At 68.2% G+C, this 16,515-nt stretch carries 15 protein-coding genes and 1 pseudogene; 6 read left to right on the forward strand and 10 right to left on the reverse strand.

Annotation, left to right across the window (positions count from 1 at the left end; genetic code table 11):
- Nucleotides 1-227: 227 nt before the first annotated feature.
- From ACFVUT_RS22275 to ACFVUT_RS22290, 4 genes are read right to left on the reverse strand one after another with little or no spacing between them, the layout of a single operon-like run.
- Nucleotides 228-1,370 carry an acyl-CoA dehydrogenase family protein gene (locus tag ACFVUT_RS22275; RefSeq protein ID WP_389653510.1) on the reverse strand — a complete coding sequence of 381 codons (1,143 nt, stop codon included), beginning with the start codon at nt 1,368-1,370 and terminating at the stop codon, nt 228-230.
- The gene (locus ACFVUT_RS22280; RefSeq protein ID WP_389653513.1) at nt 1,360-2,055 is read right to left on the reverse strand and encodes a hypothetical protein; all 696 of its coding nucleotides are present in this window, start codon (nt 2,053-2,055) and stop codon (nt 1,360-1,362) included. Before ACFVUT_RS22280 ends, ACFVUT_RS22275 begins: the two co-directional genes overlap by 11 nt.
- A gap of 8 nt (nt 2,056-2,063) precedes the next feature.
- Nucleotides 2,064-2,924, reverse strand: a complete 861-nt coding sequence (locus ACFVUT_RS22285; RefSeq protein WP_389653515.1) for a hypothetical protein — start codon at nt 2,922-2,924, stop codon at nt 2,064-2,066.
- Between the two features lie 19 nt (nt 2,925-2,943).
- Nucleotides 2,944-3,879 (reverse strand): 3-oxoacyl-[acyl-carrier-protein] synthase III C-terminal domain-containing protein, encoded by a 936-nt coding sequence (locus ACFVUT_RS22290; protein ID WP_389653518.1) that lies wholly within the window; start codon nt 3,877-3,879, stop codon nt 2,944-2,946.
- Between the two features lie 470 nt (nt 3,880-4,349).
- Here ACFVUT_RS22290 and ACFVUT_RS22295 point away from each other — a divergent pair, with 470 nt between their 5' ends.
- Nucleotides 4,350-5,630: an MATE family efflux transporter gene (locus ACFVUT_RS22295; protein WP_389653521.1), complete on the forward strand. Its 1,281-nt coding sequence runs from the start codon at nt 4,350-4,352 to the stop codon at nt 5,628-5,630.
- Nucleotides 5,631-5,674: 44 nt separating this feature from the next.
- On the opposite strand, the gene ACFVUT_RS22300 is transcribed toward ACFVUT_RS22295, so the two are convergent.
- Entirely contained in the window at nt 5,675-6,376 is a 702-nt protein-coding gene (locus tag ACFVUT_RS22300; RefSeq protein WP_389653523.1) for a 4'-phosphopantetheinyl transferase family protein, read from the reverse strand.
- A gap of 367 nt (nt 6,377-6,743) precedes the next feature.
- Between ACFVUT_RS22300 and ACFVUT_RS22305 the strand changes: the two genes are divergently transcribed.
- Both ACFVUT_RS22305 and ACFVUT_RS22310 read left to right on the forward strand, forming a co-directional pair.
- Nucleotides 6,744-7,760 carry a beta-ketoacyl-ACP synthase III gene (locus ACFVUT_RS22305; RefSeq protein WP_389653526.1) on the forward strand — a complete coding sequence of 339 codons (1,017 nt, stop codon included), beginning with the start codon at nt 6,744-6,746 and terminating at the stop codon, nt 7,758-7,760.
- A 44-nt stretch (nt 7,761-7,804) separates the two neighbouring features.
- A complete protein-coding gene (locus tag ACFVUT_RS22310) occupies nt 7,805-8,035 on the forward strand; it encodes an acyl carrier protein (protein ID WP_389653529.1) in 231 nt (76 codons plus the stop codon).
- Nucleotides 8,036-8,496: 461 nt separating this feature from the next.
- Here the strand turns inward: ACFVUT_RS22310 and ACFVUT_RS22315 are convergent, their stop codons facing one another.
- Nucleotides 8,497-9,036: a response regulator transcription factor gene (locus tag ACFVUT_RS22315; protein ID WP_389653532.1), complete on the reverse strand. Its 540-nt coding sequence runs from the start codon at nt 9,034-9,036 to the stop codon at nt 8,497-8,499.
- Nucleotides 9,037-9,512: 476 nt separating this feature from the next.
- On the opposite strand from ACFVUT_RS22315, the gene ACFVUT_RS22320 reads away from it, so the two are divergent.
- Complete coding sequence (locus ACFVUT_RS22320; RefSeq protein ID WP_389653814.1) at nt 9,513-9,824, forward strand: DJ-1/PfpI family protein; 312 nt, start codon at nt 9,513-9,515, stop codon at nt 9,822-9,824.
- The gene (locus ACFVUT_RS22325; RefSeq protein WP_389653535.1) at nt 9,808-10,767 is read left to right on the forward strand and encodes an SDR family NAD(P)-dependent oxidoreductase; all 960 of its coding nucleotides are present in this window, start codon (nt 9,808-9,810) and stop codon (nt 10,765-10,767) included. The genes ACFVUT_RS22320 and ACFVUT_RS22325 overlap by 17 nt, the downstream gene beginning before the upstream one ends.
- Before the next feature lie 93 nt (nt 10,768-10,860).
- Here ACFVUT_RS22325 and ACFVUT_RS22330 read toward each other — a convergent pair.
- The 4 genes and pseudogenes from ACFVUT_RS22330 to ACFVUT_RS22345 form a co-directional block, all read right to left on the reverse strand.
- A pseudogene (locus ACFVUT_RS22330) lies at nt 10,861-11,089 on the reverse strand (Tn3 family transposase); the annotation flags it as partial.
- Between the two features lie 720 nt (nt 11,090-11,809).
- Nucleotides 11,810-12,874, reverse strand: a complete 1,065-nt coding sequence (locus ACFVUT_RS22335; protein WP_389653537.1) for an alpha/beta fold hydrolase — start codon at nt 12,872-12,874, stop codon at nt 11,810-11,812.
- 165 nt (nt 12,875-13,039) lie between these two features.
- Nucleotides 13,040-13,513, reverse strand: coding sequence for an SsgA family sporulation/cell division regulator (locus tag ACFVUT_RS22340; RefSeq protein ID WP_389653540.1), 474 nt, complete (start codon nt 13,511-13,513; stop codon nt 13,040-13,042).
- A gap of 414 nt (nt 13,514-13,927) precedes the next feature.
- Nucleotides 13,928-15,394, reverse strand: coding sequence for a hypothetical protein (locus ACFVUT_RS22345; RefSeq protein WP_389653543.1), 1,467 nt, complete (start codon nt 15,392-15,394; stop codon nt 13,928-13,930).
- 394 nt (nt 15,395-15,788) lie between these two features.
- Here ACFVUT_RS22345 and ACFVUT_RS22350 point away from each other — a divergent pair, with 394 nt between their 5' ends.
- Nucleotides 15,789-16,457: an NAD-dependent epimerase/dehydratase family protein gene (locus ACFVUT_RS22350; protein WP_389653546.1), complete on the forward strand. Its 669-nt coding sequence runs from the start codon at nt 15,789-15,791 to the stop codon at nt 16,455-16,457.
- Nucleotides 16,458-16,515 lie beyond the last annotated feature (58 nt).

A 16,515-nucleotide genomic window follows, 5' to 3' on the forward strand; every position in this document is an offset into this window, starting at 1 on the left:
CCTCTGTGGCAATCAGTCGCTTTGGGCATGGAGTTTTTTCTATGGCGGCCGGCCGGAAGCCGGCATTGCGGGATCGCGGGCACAGCGGTGGACGTCCGTCATGCCGTGGTGTCGGCGGGGGCGGGTCTCCCCCTTCACAGGTCCTGAAGCTCCGTTCCGCGGACGCGCCTCTGTGCCCCTGAGCGATGCGTGGGCTCCGCTGAACCGCCCGCCCCGGGCCGTGTCTCCTACCGCCTCTGTGTGGCACTGATGATGTTCATGCGCTGAACGTTGCTGGTGCCTTCCATGAACTCGATGGCGCGGGAGTCCCGGACGAGCTTCTCAAGGTAGGGGTGGTCCAGGAGTCCGCCTGGACCGAAACAGCCGGCCGCATACAGGGCCATGCGTTCGGCCAGCGCTGCGGCTCGGACCTTTGCCGCCGAGCCCAGGTGGCCGCGGGACGGATCCTGGTCCACCGCGGCGGCAGCGCTCAGGGTCAAGCGCCCTACCGAATCGATCTCCTGCCGTGCCCACCGCAGTCCGTCCCTGCGCGCCGGGCTCAGTTCCTTTCGGTGCTCGACCACGTAGTCGTACGCGGCTCGGGCCACCCCAAGGCCGAGGCCGGCCACGAGGGGACGGAACAGGTTGAAGACGCGCAGCCACCCCCACAGGCCGCCACGTGTGGCGGGCAGATGGGCGCCGAGCAGTCGTTCCGGCGCGACATGCACCGAATCGAAGGTGAGCTGGCTCAGTTGAGCCCCTCGCAGACCGATCGTGGAAAGGGGAACAGCGTGGAATCCGGGATCGGCGGCGTCGATGAGCACCGCGCTCGCCGAGAGGGGGCCGCGGCCACGCATGGCGAACGTCACGCCGATCTGTGCACGTGCCCCGTTCCCGATGTACCGCTTCACGCCGTTGAGCACGTGCCCGCCACGCTCGGTGTCAGCGGTGAGGCGGGTCGTCATGCCGCTGGCGTCGGAGCCGCCGCGCGGCTCCGTCAGCGCGAAGAACGTCCAGGTCGGTGCTGCGGCCAAGCGCCCGAAGAACCACTCCTGTTGGTGATCGTCCCCGAGCGCAGCGACGATGGGGCCGGAGAGGGAGGCGCCGGGAGCGCTGAGGACGAAGCCGGCGTCACCACGTGCCGCCTCCGTGAAGAAGACGACCTTCTCCACCGTCGTCTCGAAGTCGAAGCGATGCTTCCCCACGACCAATGGTGCAGGACGATAGGCGGGGGGCGCATGCAACGTCATCAGTTCGCGGAGCATCGGTACGCCGAGGTCCTTGTGAATCAATGACGGATCCCGGTCGAGGTCGAGCCCGTACGGGCGGATCGCTTCGGCGAACTCGCGGCCACGTCCGCGCAGCGCCTCCAAACGGGCGTCAAGTTCCATCGTGATCAGCCTTTCCCACATAGGTATCGGCGAGCAGTTCCGAGAGGTGTGCGGTTCGTCCCGGACTCGCCACAGTGAAGCCATGGGCTCCGAGCAGCCTGAGGAGGACGCGGTCGATCTCAGTGATCTTGACGTGCAGCCACTCCACGTCACCGAGGTCGGCACCGGCTGCGTTCAACACGCACTCCGCCTCCCAGTGCCCGATAGTGGCGTCGGCCAAGGTGCCCTTCACCAACTGCTGGTCCAGCAGGCGCCCGCTGCTGTTGCTGCGTCCGGACAAATGTGCGACGACCGCTTCGTGGAGCTTCCGTGACCAGGCGTGCCGCAACCTGCCCAGCTCCGCGATGCTCCGGAGATCCGTTGGGGCACCGGCTCCCGCCGCCGCGTCCAGCCGTATCACGGCGACATCGTCCAGTACGGGCAGGACCCTGACCGTCTCGGCGGCACTTTCGCGCGCCACGCGTCTGCTCCCGGTCTGCACATGGCCGATCGTGCCGAGCATCGTGGCAGGCACCAAGGCATGGCCGCCGGGCCCGCACAGTGCGGAATCGTCGCCGGCCCGGCGGCGGTGAAAGGCGGCCAGGTCTCGGATCGGGCCGCTCTCCGCCTCGTCGCGGCCGACACCGTCCCAGGTCCAGTTGCCGTAGTCGGCCGGGTGGTCGACGTTGTTCGGTTCCTCGCTCACATGGGTCGTCACCGTGCACCCCCGGTGTTCAGAAGGCAGCTGCTCACATATCCCAGACGCTCGTCGTAGTCGGCGAGAAGGATGTGCTGGTCGCCCCCCGGCAGCCGCTGCTCGTAGTAGTCGGCGAGTGTTGACCAGAGCGCTGTGCACGGTTGCCCTTCGGGTGCCACCAGCATCTCCGTCTCCTTCACTCCTGTCTTGGCCCAGTAGGGGGCGACGTGAGCCCGACAGATCACGATGACGGACTGGCCGTCGGTGTTCTCGGCGGCCTCGCGGAACCGGTCGACGACGTCGCCCGCGGACTTGGTGACGTGCTGCCGGATGTCCGGCGCTCCAAGCGTGCCGTCCCGTTCCAGAAGCAGTGCCACCGCCGTGTCTCTCTCCGGCCTCAGGTCGGGGGGGACCGGGGGCCCCGCCAGCAGGGCGGTCTGGTCCATGACAAGGACCAGACCGCGGCCGCTGCTGCCCTGAGACAGCGTGGACGTCAGCAGTCGCAGGCTCGTGAAGGGCGCGGCGCTGCCCTGGTCCGAAACCCCGAAGACCGTGCCGATGCCCCCCGCCGCTTGTTCGAGGTAGGGCAGCGCGAAGGTGGTCTCCGCGTCAGTGGTCGAGTTGGCGAGCACCGCCACGTCCAGGTTCTCGGCCAGCGGGCCCAAGTGGTCCGCCATGGCCTTCACCATGTCCAGGAACGAAACACGACCCCCTTCGAGATACGAGTCGTCCCAGCTGAAGCCGTAGAGTTCCCACAGGTCTTTGGCCCATTGGCGATCAACTTCGTCGAATGGGCCACGCTCGGCAAAGGTCAGGTGGTCCACGCGGGCCAGACGCAGTCCGGCACGTTCATCGTCCGGCCTCGGTCCGATGTACACGTCTGCAGCTTCCTTCCGGTCAGTGCTCGAAGACCATGGCGGAGAACGTGGCACCCAGTCCCACCGCGGTCATCAGGTAACGGTGGCCCGGCTTCAGACGGCCGTCGGAGCGAAGGGTGTGGTAGTTCATGAAGGGGTCCGCGCCGAAGCAGTGTCCGACCAGTGGAAGGTTCTCCATGACGAGCCGTCCCCGGTCCTTCATCCCGAGTGCCGCAAGCACCTTCAGCCACGACAGGCGGTTCACGTGGTGCGGCAGCAGATAGTCGATCTCGTCGATGTCGAGCCCGGCCCGGTCCAACGCGGCCCCGATGACCTCGGTCAGTCCGGAGGTGTAGGCCGCCCCCCAATCGCTGTGGTCTTCGGGCGTCATCTTCGGGCCACGGTGGTACTTGCCGTGAGTGCGGGTGGCGAAGCCCAGCACCCGGTCCCGGTCGCCGCCGGCCCTCACGAGGATTGCCGCTACCCCCTCGCCCATGACCGCGGTCACGCCGAGGACCTGGGCATCGTCGGTGAACGTCTTCTCCCCTACGAAGACGAGGGCCAAGGCGTCCGGGTCTCCGTCCTCTGCGAGCATCCGGCCGGCTAGTTCCACGGACATCAGCACCGACGCGCACGCCTGCTGGCTGAGCGCGAAGGCCTGCGCGTGCGTCAGTCCCAGTGCCTCCCGCGCCTCGTGCAGCGGATTGATCGGATAGGGCGCGATCACGGGCATGGTCCTGGCCTGCACGATGTAGCGCACAAGATGCTGCCGGCCCTGCAGTTCCGGCAAGGACCGTCCCGCCGCGATCAGTTGACCGGCCAGGCCGACCTCCTGATCGAGATGGACCTCACCGAAGCCGTAGTACTGCTTGTAGATCTTTATTTCCCGCTCGCTGAGCCCGAAGCCCTTGAGGTACTCCACCACCGGCTCAGCATGGGCAGGCAGATAGGCCGATACCGCGGCCAGGGATGTCACTGATACCTCCTGTTGTCATAGGCACGCGCCCCTTGACAGGATCCGTGAAGTCCTCCGGACTCGGTAGCACCCCAAAGGCGGTCCAATTACCTAAACCTTCGGCCAGGTTGTTCGGCACCTTGGACCGCGCATCGGACGAGGCGTCCAAAACCACTTGCTCCCACGTCGGTCCACTGCGCCCTGCCTGTTCGGATGTGCCCATGCGGGCAGCCGCTTCGACCGGCCGATAGGGATTGGACCGGGCCGTGGTACCCGAGAACATGTGTGAATGGCGTCGTGCGGAACCGGCGTCGCGCGGAGCCGGAGCCGGTCCTGGAGCGGCACAGCCGCCAGGCACCCGGCTCCCCTCGCCGGTCGCACGGTACTTGCCAGCGGCGTTCAGGACCGCCTCTGGACGTACGACACAGGAGGAAGATGTGCGCAGTCCCTCTCCTACCGAGAGAGCGCAGGCACGGCGGGATGTGGTCACCATGGCGCTTCCCTTCTTCGCGTCCCAGGCCACGAACTTCCTGGCCCAGCTGAGCGTGGTGGCGATTCTGGGCCGCATGGGGCAAGACGCTGTCTACGTGAGATCCCTGTACCAGCCCATCAGTTACCTCTTGCTGGCTCTCACCGTGGCGTTCGCCGTCACCCACCAGGCCGCCGCCGCGACCAGCAGGGGCAGGCGCAGGCCGGACGAGGTCATGGCACACGCCGCGGCTCTGGCCCGGATCTGGTTGACCTGTGTGACAGTCATATGCGTCGCACTCGCCGCCGCCGCCCCATGGCTGGCCGACGTACTCGACGTCGCCCCGGGGATCCGGCCGGTATTCGTCTCGTTCCTGCGCTGGACCAGCATCGTGGGTGTGCTGGGCATTGGCCCGGAGCTGTGCGCCGCCAGCCTGCGTGGTCACAACCATGCACGACTGGCCACCGTCCTCACCCTGTGCACCGCGACGCTGCAAGTGGGATGCGTAGCGGGTCTCGGGCTCGGCACGGGGATCGGCGTCTCGGCTGTTCCCCTCGGACAGGGCGCCGCGGCGATCGGAGGACTGGCCGTGGGGTGCGGCATGTTGCGGCGCACCGAGCTGTGGCATCCGCGTGCCGCGGCCCCGAGGGCGCTCGACGACGCGTTCTCCGGGCTGAGGAGGATAGGGCTGCCGGTGGCCGCGTCCCTGTTGGTCATCTCCGGGTACAACTTCGCGGTCCTGGCGGTACTGACACGTTATGGCGCGGACACCGTGGCCGGTTTCTCGGTCGCCATGACACTGCAGAACTTCGTCCTGCTGCCGGGCACCGTCATCGGAACGGCGACGGCCATCGTCATCAACCAGCAGCGGGGCGCCGGTGAGGGAAGCCGCGCATACGACTCGCTACGCGGCGGATTAGAGGTTTCGGCCATGGTCTATGTGGTCATCGCCGTGGGCCTGTGGTCGGTTGCCCATCCGGTGGCACATCTGCTCAGCAGTGAGGCGAGCGTGTCCGCGGTGGCGGGTTCCTACCTGAGCACCGTCGGGCTCACCTACGTGTTCCAAGGGCCCGTGCTGGCCGCGCTCACCGCGCTGGAGGAGACCGGTGCCGGCGTTCGGGCGATCCTGCTGAACGTCATCTACTTCGGCGTGATCGTCCTGGCCAGTTCCACGCTCGCCGACTCCCTGGGTGGGGCCGTCGGCTTCTTCGACATAGTGGCCTACTGCAATTTCATGGGCATCGCGGTCCCGGTCTACGCCCTGTGGCACATGCGGCGCACAACGCCGCGGAAGAGCGGCTGAGCACGCGCCAGCGCGGCCACAACGGCTGCTGGGGTGCAACGTCGCTACGCCGTCCCTTGCCTGGCCGGCCCGGGGGGTGACCAGTGTCGTAACCGGACTTCGAAATCCTCTGGCCCGGTGAGCGCGACGGAGGCTCCGTACCCTTCGGCGACTGGCACGTCCCGTACACACCACCGCTCCTGAAAGGGGCTGGTCACCACCAGAGGAGACCCGCCCGCGGTGCTCAGTCGGATGCCGTGCGGCAGCAGAGCGCCGCCGCCGGCCTTCACACACGCCTCCTTGCGGGTGAGCAACCGCACAAACATGGCGGCACGTTCGGCGGGCGGCGCCGCAGCGACGGCGGCGGCCTCTGCCGCGGGAAACAACCGTGCCGGAGGAGCCGTGCTCCATCTGGCGGCCATGCGCTCGGCGTCGACACCGACTTCGCGACCGGCGACCGCGAGCAGGGCCAGCTCGCCCGAGTGCGTCAGGCTGGTGTGCACGCAATCGGAGAAACCGACGAGGTGGGGCTTTCCATGACTGCCCCTGCGCCAGGTCAGGGAACGGGGTGGCACATCGAGGCGGTCGGCCAGGATGAGCCGGGTGGCTCCGTGAGCCACCGCATAGCGCCTGCGGTCCCGCTGATCGGCGATATGGTTCCAGCGATTTCGCTCCGTATCGCTCAGCAGTTCCGTGAACTCGCGTGCGTCGATTCCCGCCGGGTTCAATTCGATGGTCCAGATCTCCACCTGGTCACAAGAATCCACCCGGCCAAGGTAGATCTGACCGTCGAAGCTCGACAATCGACCGCTTCGGGCCTGACGCTTTTTCCAGGTCTTTCAGGCGAACTCTCGGTGTTGGCAATCACACCGCATCCACGTCATTTTTGAGGATGACAACCACCGACCCGACGGAGACCAGTGCGGTCAGGCGGCGACTATCCGTACAGAGCGAGGAAGGTCCGCGCCACACGATGCACAGCATTGCCGTGCCGCGGCTGCCGGCCTCCGATGCAAGTCCCCTCCCGAGCGGCCTCTGAGACACCTCGCTCATGTCACGTGTCGTCGCCCCGCGCGACGTACGTCGGCAGGGTCTCCCACAGCGCTCGCCACCTGCCTATATGAGGACACTTCCGTGAACCGCTCGCCGAACCACGCCGCAGTGCTCGCCGGCATCGGGGGCTATGTGCCTGCGAACCGTGTCACCAACGCGGACTTGATCGCCGGTGGACTCGACACCAGCGATGAATGGATCCGCACCCGCACGGGCATCGCCACACGGCACGTAGCGCAGCAGGGCGTGGCGACGTCGGACCTCGCCGTCGAGGCCGCCTCGCGGGCCCTGAAGTCAGCCGGCTCCCGCGAGGTCGACGCCGTGGTCCTCGCCACCACCACGCCGGACAGGACCTGCCCGGCCACAGCTCCCGACGTGGCTGCCCGGCTGGGACTGCACGAGGTCGCGGCCTTCGATGTCGCCGCGGTATGTTCCGGCTTCCTGTACGGCCTGGCCACGGCATCGGGGCTCATCGCCTCCGGTTTCGCCGAGCGGGTCCTCCTGGTGGCAGCCGACACCTTCTCCACCATCGTCAATCCCGCGGACCGCTCCACCGCCGTCATCTTCGGCGACGGCGCAGGAGCGGTGGTGCTGCGGGCCGGCAACGCCGACGACCCGGGCGCGATAGGACCGACGGTGCTGTACAGCGACGGCGCACACAGCGACCTGATCGAGGTGCCCGCCGGCGGAGCACGACAGCGCGCGTCCGGGGTGGCGGCGCCTGCGGAGGACTTCTTCTTCCGAATGCAGGGACGCGAAACCTACCGGCACGCGGTGACCCGCATGACCGAGGCATCCCGTGAGGCGGTCCGCCTGGCCGGTTGGAATATCGAGGACATCGACCGGTTTGCAGCCCACCAGGCCAATGCCCGCATCCTCGACTCGGTCGCCACACACCTGGAGATACCACCGGAGCGGCGCCTGTCCAACATCAAGCATGTAGGAAACACCGGGGCCGCCTCCCTCGCCCTTCTGCTGGCCCAGTCAGCGGACACCGGTCGTCTGGCTGCCGGCCACAAGGTCCTGCTCACCGCCTTCGGCGGAGGTCTGTCCTGGGGCGCGACCACCATCGGATGGCCGGATCTTCCCGCGCTCTGACCGCGAAGCAGACACCGTACGACCGCAAAAGAAGGAGACTCACCATGTTCGAAGAGCTCAAAAACATCCTGGTCGCCGACCTCAAAGTTGATCCCGAGGCGGTCCAGCCCACAGCGACCCTGGAGGACACCGCGCTGGACTCTCTGGCCATCGTCGAACTGTGCCTGGCCGTGGAGCAACAACTGCAGGTTTCCATCAGTGAGGACGAGATATTTGCCGCAACCACTCTGGGAGACCTCGCCCGTCTCGTGGAAGAACGGAGCGCGAACGTCTGATGGGCGCCACCGACGCAGTGGGGACCGGTCACGGTCTCGTCACACCTGACGGGATCGGTGTCGGCCCGAGCTGGGAACATGTCATACACGGAAGACCCACAGTCGGCCGCCGGTCCGACGCTTGACGGCTGCCCCGCGCGTCTCTCCTGCCGCGTTCCCGGGTCCACGGCGAGACGCTGCTCGGCGCCAGGAAGGCGATACGCATGGACCGTGTCACTCAACGTGCCGTCCTCGCCGTCCGGGAAGCCGTCCAGGTCGACGATCACCTGTCGGCCTGCATCCCGAGCCGAGGCTCCGGCCGGCTTCCCTACGTATTCACGGAGCTCGGCGCGTGCCGAGCTCCGTGAAGGACTTGTCTCCCGCCGCGACATGCGGGACCGCAGGCCGCAGGCCGCAGGCCGCAGACGGGAGGCCGCACGTGAGGCGCGTGTCGAGGAACGGGTACCCGCGGGCGAGTCTCATCAGACGAAACCCTCATTGATGGCGATAATCACGGCGGTAGTCCGGTTGGGTGCGCCCAACTTCAACATCACTGCCCCGACGAGACGCTTCACGCCATGGGGAGAGATCGCCAGTGCTTTCGCTATCTGCTTGTTACTGAACCCCCGGGCAAGCAATTCCAGAGTTTCCTGTTCCCGTGCTGTGAAAGCGTCCACGGTACCCGCACTCGCACCCAGGACCCGTCCGTGGCCTGTGGCCAGCAGCTGTCGCGCCAACTTGGCCGGCATAGGAAACTCACCTGAGACGACCCGGTGCAGAAGTGCTTTCATGGACGCTGCACTCGCATCAGCCAGAGATATGACACCGTCGCAGGGAACATCTCCGTGGAGGTTGATTCCGCGACTCTGGATCTCGTCACCCACGAGGACGACAAATGGGCGGTGCTCCTGTGAGAAATTTCTGGCGTCCAGCTTCCGCCACTGAGGCGGCGTGGCCAGCACGATGCGTGCGCACCCGGCCGATTCAACCTCCGCGCATTCAAATAGCTCGCTTTCGGTCACGAGTTTCACCTCCGGGAGCTCAGAGAGAATCGACCTGAACCCCCAATGGATGACCTCGGTCTCCACCAAGAGCGCAACAAGATAGATTCCGTCTCCCCTTTGATGACTTTCAGGCGTCACGACGGCTCCGTTCCCTCATATGAGACTGTCCTGATTTTGCTTGAGGAGAGTGGTGAAGGCGCCCTGCCCCAAGGGTGTGGGGCGAGGAAGCGGAGCGAGACACGTCTGCCATGTGGACCGGCATCGGCCGGCCTCATCTTCAGTGCCTCCTCACCAGGCGAACACTCCACAGCTCGGACAGGTTTCGGCCGTCTCATCGGCCGTCACCAGGTCGGCCCGAGGCCCATTTGTCGGGATGCGAATCCCGCCTCACAGTTAATATGACCGACCGTCTTTATCTGGTCAAGTAGCGGCGGGTAGATCTGCGCGCCTGCCCCGCGTGTGGTGGTAACCCGGCGGGGGGCCTGTCCAGTGAACTGGTTTGTCATGATTTCGGCGGTGACGAAACACGATCGGCGTTCGCCGCGGCCGACAAACCGGTCGGACTGGTCTGCCACGGCCCGCAGGTCCTGGTCAGCGCGGGACTGGCCGAGGGGCGGCGGTTGACCTCCTGGTACGGCATCGCCGCGGAGATCGAGGCCGCGGGCGGCACCTGGGTCAACGAGGCCGTCGTCCACGACGGCCCGTTCTTCACCGCCCGCAAGCCCAGCGACCTCCCGGCCGAGATGCGCGCCGTCATCCAGCACCTGGACCAGCGGTCCCGGACGGCAGGTGCGACCGGTGCCTGAGCTCCTGCACACCCCGTTCGGGCCGAAGGCCACCGCCGATGAGGTCCTGGCCGGGATCGATCTGGCCGGCCGGAGGATGTTGGTCACCGGCGGCGCCTCGGGGATCGGGGCCGAGACCGCCGCCGCCCTGGCCCGAGCCGGCGCCGAGGTGACCGTCGCGGTCCGTGATCCCGCGGCCGCCGACGCGCTCACGGACCGCGCGCACCGGGAGGAGTGGACCGGGCAGGTCCGGGCTTGCCGACTCGACCTGGCAGACCTCGCCACCGTCCGCGACCTGGCCCGCGCCTGGGAGGGGCCCCTGCACGCACTGGTGGCCAACGCGGGCATCATGGCCCTGCCCGGCCTCGCCCGCAGCGCCGAAGGATGGGAGATGCAACTGGCGACCAACTACCTCGGGCACTTCGCCCTCGCCACCGCCCTCCTGCCCGCCCTGCGACAGGCCGGTCCTGCGCGGGTCGTCGCCGTGAGCTCCGGCGCCCACCGGCGGCACCCGGTCGATTTCGACGACCCCCAGTTCGAGCGCACCGTCCACGACCGCTGGGCCGCCTATGGCCGCTCCAAGGCCGCCGACGTGCTGATGGCCGTGGGCATCGCCCGCAGGTGGGCCGACGACGGCATCACCGCCAACGCGCTCATGCCCAGCTGGATCGCCTCCGGCCTGCAGCGCCACCTCGACCTCCAGGCCCTCAAGGCGATGGGAGCCGCCGACGAGGACGGCAACCGCATCGACCAGCCCTACTTCAAGAACCTCCGGCAGGGAGCGGCCACGAACGTCCTCCTGGCCGCCTCGCCCCTCCTGGACAGCGTCAGCGGCCGCTACTTCGAAGACAACCAGGAATCGCCCGTCACCGCCGACGGCGACGGGGGCGGCGTCGCCGCGCACGCTCTGGACCCCGGCAACGCCGACCGCCTGTGGGACCTCGCCCAAGCAGTGCTGCACTGATGGCTGCCGGCCACCGACGGCGCCGACCCGGCCCGGCCGCTCAGTCCCGCCCCGCCCGGTCCGGGTCGTGCAGGGGCCGCAGGCCGCCGGGCAGGTCAGGAGTCCGAAGACGATGTCGCCGCATGAGGCGTGTCGGTGACGATCATCTCCGGGCGCCTGCCGCCGTCGCGGTCGTAGAGCACATCCAGCGCATACAGCGAGTCGCGCGGGGTGCCGGCCACAACCTTCCCGCCGAGCCCGGCCGCCTGATCGTTGATCAGGTTCGGCCAGTCGCGCCGCCCCGGCGTCCGAAGTACGTGAGGTTGGGCCGTGCGTACATCGACTCGGAGAAGGCTCAGCGCACGATCTGACGCGGAGGTTCCTCAGGCCCCGTCCCGTCGGCGGTCGGGGAGGTGTCCGCGGGAGGCGGTTCGGCGGTGTCGGTACCGGGACAGCGCCGGGGCAGCGGACCGTCGGCCGGGACGGCCACAGTGCCGGGGATGCGGACGCGGCGGAGCCGGCGGGCCGGGAGGTCGTCGTAGCGGTCGCAGTCCACGGTGTGCTGTCCCTCTCGTCTGAACGCGTCGGGCTCGTCGAGTGTGTGCCGCGGTCCGCGTGGGCGCCGCTCGGTGCCGAGAAGGCCGGTGCACGTACATGGCCCCGGAGCGCGCCCGGCCCGGCAGTAGACTTCGGGATCGCCTCTGCGGCACCCATCTCCATGTCCCCGGCACAGACATGAGGGCGGCCCCTCCCCCGGCTGCTCCGGGGTCGTCCGCGGCTGCCCGGGCCATCGGATGACGCGGGGTGCCTCCGTGTGTGACCGGTGGCGCCGGCCGTGCCGTTTCGTGGACGGCACGGACAGCGCCACCGGAGGCCGGGGTTGAGGCACGGCGCAGCGCGGGGCCGGCCGCGATCCTGGGACGTGTGGTCCGTTCGGTCCTCAGGTGCGTCCGCTCTGCGGCCTTGGGGCGACATCCGCGCCTGCCGGCACCTCGTCGGGCTCGGGCAGGGACCGAAGGGACCGGGGCGCCGGTGGGTGGTCAGGTGAGGTGGCGCCTCGTGCTCAGAGCCGGTCGGCGTCGACGACGGCCTGGGCGAAGGCGGTGGGTGCTTCCTGGGGGAGGTTGTGGCCGATGCCGGTCAGGGTGCGGTGGCTGTACGGGCCGATGAAGAAGGAGCGGTAGCCGACGCCGTCACCGGGGGCGGTGAAGGGGTCGCGTTCGGGGTCGAGGGTGATGGTGGGGGTGTGGATGGTGGGACGCGCGGCGAGCAGGGTCTCGTAGCGGTCATAGCGGGATTCGCCGTCGGCGAGGCCGAGACGCCAGCGGTAGTTGTGGATGACGATGGCCGCATAGTCGGGGTTGGTGAAGGCGGCAGTGGTGCGTTCGAAGGTGGCGTCGTCGAAGTCCCAGGTCGGAGAGACCAGGTCCCAGACGAGACGGGTGAGGTCGTTGCGCGTGTCGGTGCCCTCCATGGCGCGGCGGCCGCGCTCGGTGGCGAAGTAGTACTGGTACCACCAGGTGTGTTCGCCCGCTGCCGGCAGCGGGTTCTGCTGGGCCTTGACGTCGGTGATGAGGTATCCGCTGACGGAGACGAGTGCCTTGACGCGCTGGGGCCACAGCGCGGCAATGATGTCGGCGGTGCGCGAGCCCCAGTCGAAGCCGGCGAGAACAGCCTTCTCGATCTTGAGGGCATCCATGAGGGCGATGATGTCGAGGGCGACCGCGGACTGCTGTGCGTTACGGACGGTGCGGGAAGAGAGGAATCGGGTCGTGCCGTGGCCGCGCAGGTAGGGGACGATGACGCGGTAGCCCTGCTCCGCGAGGAGCGGGGCGACGTCGACGTAGCTGTGGATGTCGTACGGCCAGCCGTGCAGGCAGATCACCACGGGACCGTGTGCCGGTCCGGCCTCCGCGTAGCCGACGTCGAGGACTCCGGCCTTCACCTGCTTGATCTCGTTGAACGAGGTGTGTGTGCCCGGGGTGAGCTGCGGCACCTGCGGCGCCCTTCCTCCGTTCGCGGACGAGAGCCCCGAGTTCGCGGAAGCGGTCGGCAGGCCGGCGAGTGACACCGCTGCCGCCCCCGTGCCCACGCCCATCGCCTTGCTGAAAGTGCGCCTGTTGATCATGAAATTTCTCCGTGACCTGTTGTGACGACGGGGCCGCTGTTCACCGAGCCCCTGTGTCGAAATGTTGTTCGCCGAGCTGCCGCGGTTCATGTGCGGAGCGCACGTGCTCCCGGTCGTCGCAGGCCACCGCTGCACACATCCATGACAGTTTCGTGACAGCCGGCATCAATTGGACGGCATTTCGGGGCCCTTGAGCAGACCCGTCGTGACGGCGTCCCAGTCCAGCCCGTGCGTCTCCGTCCCGGCGGGCACGAGCCCATACGTGTCTTCGAGCCACCTGGTCAGCGGCAGTACGGGCAGCGCGAACAGAGCCACCATGCCGGGCGACGCCAACCGTAGCCAGGCTGTCGGCCGCGCCTCCAGGCGAGCGGGCCACATCTGCACGTCCCCGACACCGCTCAGCGACGACATGCCCTGGTGCAGCAGGTCGCGGCCGATACGCCAGACGATGTCCGAAATGCCTTCGACGAGGAACACAACCGTCACCACGAGAGGGGAGTCCGGGGTGTACCGGAACTCGGCCGGGACCGTCTGCCGGGCACCCCCGTCCTCCAGGATCCGATCGATGTCCAGGCTCAGTACCACCTCGCCGCGCGACGTGGCATGGTGAGCCTGCGCTCCGGATGTGCTGCTACTCATGAGGCTTGCCCTTCCGTGGCGTGGGGACGACAGTGCCACTCTCATCCGCCCGCCACCGCCGCACATCCGTCAGATGACGGTGGGACATACCCACCTGCCTCGGGTCGTCCAGATGTACGAAACGACCCGAAGCGCCCCGCCCAGCAGACGTTTTGCCGTACGCGGCCGTGCGGGCGAACACCTCGACAGGACGTCTACGTCATTCGACTGGTCCGCGGTGGCCGCGAGCCCCCGCTGTGTTCGCATCCCGGATCACCGTCGCTGCCCGCTGCCCGGCTTCCTCCAGCGGCATGTACAGGTTGACCGGTCGTCCCGGGTCCGCCGGATCTGTGATCTCTCCCCGCAGGATCACCCCAGCAGAGCCCATCAGGTTCCCGGAGCTGCAACCGGCCACCTGTCCGATCCGGTCGACGGTCACGGCAGGACGATCACCTCGGCCGAGTTGTCGTCCAGGTTCGGGTCCAGGCCGCCGGTCTCCAATGTCTCCATCCGGAAAGCGACATGGCCTGTGCCCGGCTGGGGCAGGTCCAAGGTGAAGTCGAGGACGCGGCTGTTTCCCGGGGAGACATAGCTCAGGACGCGGTCGCACTCGTAGGTGCCGTCCTTCAGATCGCAGCCGGGCTCGTAGACGCCGTCGTCGATCTCCTCCATCGGCTGCTCGCGCACCACGGCGCCGGGCGGCGGGGTGAACAGCAGGTGCCCGATGCCGCCAGGGTCGCCGGGGCCGTTGTCGCGGACCGTCAGGTGCAGTTCGCGCTTCTCGCCGACGTGCAGTTCGCTCGCGGTCACCTGGTAGTCGGAGCGGAGGTCCAGGCTCACGGGCACGCGCTGGACGCCTCCGGCGAAGGTGCCGCCCGTGCCCTTCGGCGCCGCCGTCGCCTCCAGCGCCGGTCCGGCCCCCTTGTCGCCGTTGTCCGGGACCGCGCTGTCCTTCGCCGGTCCCACGTCCAGCGGCCAGGCCTCCTGCCGTATTTCGCTGAAGATCTTGACCTTCCCCGTGCGCAGCGGCAGCGTGGGTCTGACCAGGACCGTCTCACCCGGTTCGATGCGCAGGTCGGGGAAGGCGCAGATGGCTTCGCGGCCCTTCATCTGGGGCGGGTAGCGGCAGTTGGAGTAGCGCTGCCGGAAGCTGGAGTCGCCGGCGTGGATCAGGAGGCCGAGCCCGCGCACCGGGACCTCGCCGGTGTTGCGCACGGCCACGGCCGTACTGACGCCGGCCCCGGGCTCCGCGCCCTTGATGGCCTTCTGGACCTGTAGTTGCACGACGGGTTCGCCGACCACGACCCGGGTGTGGCCGGTGATCTTCTTCCCGTCCTTCGCGGAGAAGGTGAAGTCGACCGTCGCCGAGTCACCGGCCTTGCCCTTCTTCGTGGCCGTCGGGTACACGCGGTCCGACTGGACCCAGCTGTCGTACCACCCCTGGAGGCGGCACACGACGTGGGTGTCGGTGCCCTCGCAGTTCCGCCCGCTCTTGATCCACAGCCGTACCGATCCGCCGGCCCCGCGCAGGTCGATCGTCAGCCGGTGATCGCCCGATCCGGTGTTGTCGCGCACCCGGATGTCTTTGGCCACCAGGTGGAACGGCGCCTTGTTCGCCGGGCCGCTCTTGTCGCCGTGCGGGCTCAGGTAGAACACCTCGGGCGCCGTGATCCCGCTGTGGGGCGTCCCGGTCACTCTCGCCTCGCACGCGGTGAGCCCGCCGAGCAGCAGCGCGAACAGGCCGACGAGAAGGGCGAGTTTTCCGACCCGGCGGCCGGCCATCGAGCGGCGCGGGTGGTGCGGAGGCCGGGTACGAGCTCGTACAGGCCGGCGCGAGAGGTGCGGGCGGCAGGCGGCGCGAGACGTACTCCGGTCCGCCGGGTAGCCGAGTGCGCGGATCAACGGATTCCTTCAGGGCCTACGAGCAGCAGCCCGAAACGGAGAGATCTCCGACGATCTGGCCCTGCCCTCGTGCGCGGTCATGCTGACGATGTTGCTGGAAGGGCTACAGGTGCTGGTGAAGGCAGACCCTGACCCGCGGCGCCTCGTCGCCTCCGTGGACACCGCGCTCGCATCCATGGCGGCGTAGGCGCCCCAGTCGCCCGCAGCCGTCGATGACGTCGAAAGCCACCGCATGAAGACATACGTGTCCATACATATTTAGGTCGTAGTATAAGATTCGTCCCTACGTGGGTCGAGGCGCCGGCGACCCACGTCGCCGATACCTTCACTCGCACCGCGCCCTGACCACGGTACCCATCTTCCCTGTACCTTTCCTTCTTCGACTGGAGCGGTCATGCGCGTGGTCATCTTCGGTGCGTCAGGCATGGTGGGGCACGGTGCGCTGCGCGCCTGCCTCCTCGACGAGCGGGTCGAGGAGGTCCTGGTCGTCACCCGCAGGCCCCTGAACGTAGACCATCCGAAGGTTCGGGAGATCATCCACACGGACTTCACCGAGTACACGGCGATCCTGGACGAGTTGAAGGGTCTGGACGCCTGCTTCTTCTGTCTGGGCGTTTCCGCTGCTGGGCACAGCGAAGAGGAGTACACCCGGATCACCCACGACTACACGCTCGCCGCCGCCCGGGCGGTGAGCGCCGCCGGCGCTTCGCCGGCCTTCCTCTACGTGTCCGGGGAGGGCACCGACAGCACAGAACAGGGCCGGGCCATGTGGGCGCGGGTCAAGGGCCGTACCGAGAACGAACTGCTGGCCATGCCGTTTCGCGCGTACATGTTCCGCCCCGCCTACATCCAGCCCGTGAACGGAGCCGCCCCCAGGACACGGCTGTATCGGGTGATCTACGGGGTCACGGCATGGCTGTATCCGGCCTTGCGCCGCATCGCGCCCGGTTACGTCACCACGACCGACACGGTGGGCCGCGCGATGCTCGCCGCCGTCCTGCTGGACGACGGCGGCCCCTTCGTCCTTCGCACCCCGGACATCAACCGGCTCGGCGCCGCCTGAGGAGGACCACCCATCGCCAAGGCCCGGGGCGACGGCGGCGACCGCCGGGCCTGCGCCG

The sequence above is a fragment of the Streptomyces sp. NPDC058051 genome (assembly GCF_042885475.1).
Taxonomy (GTDB): Bacteria; Actinomycetota; Actinomycetes; order Streptomycetales; family Streptomycetaceae; genus Streptomyces.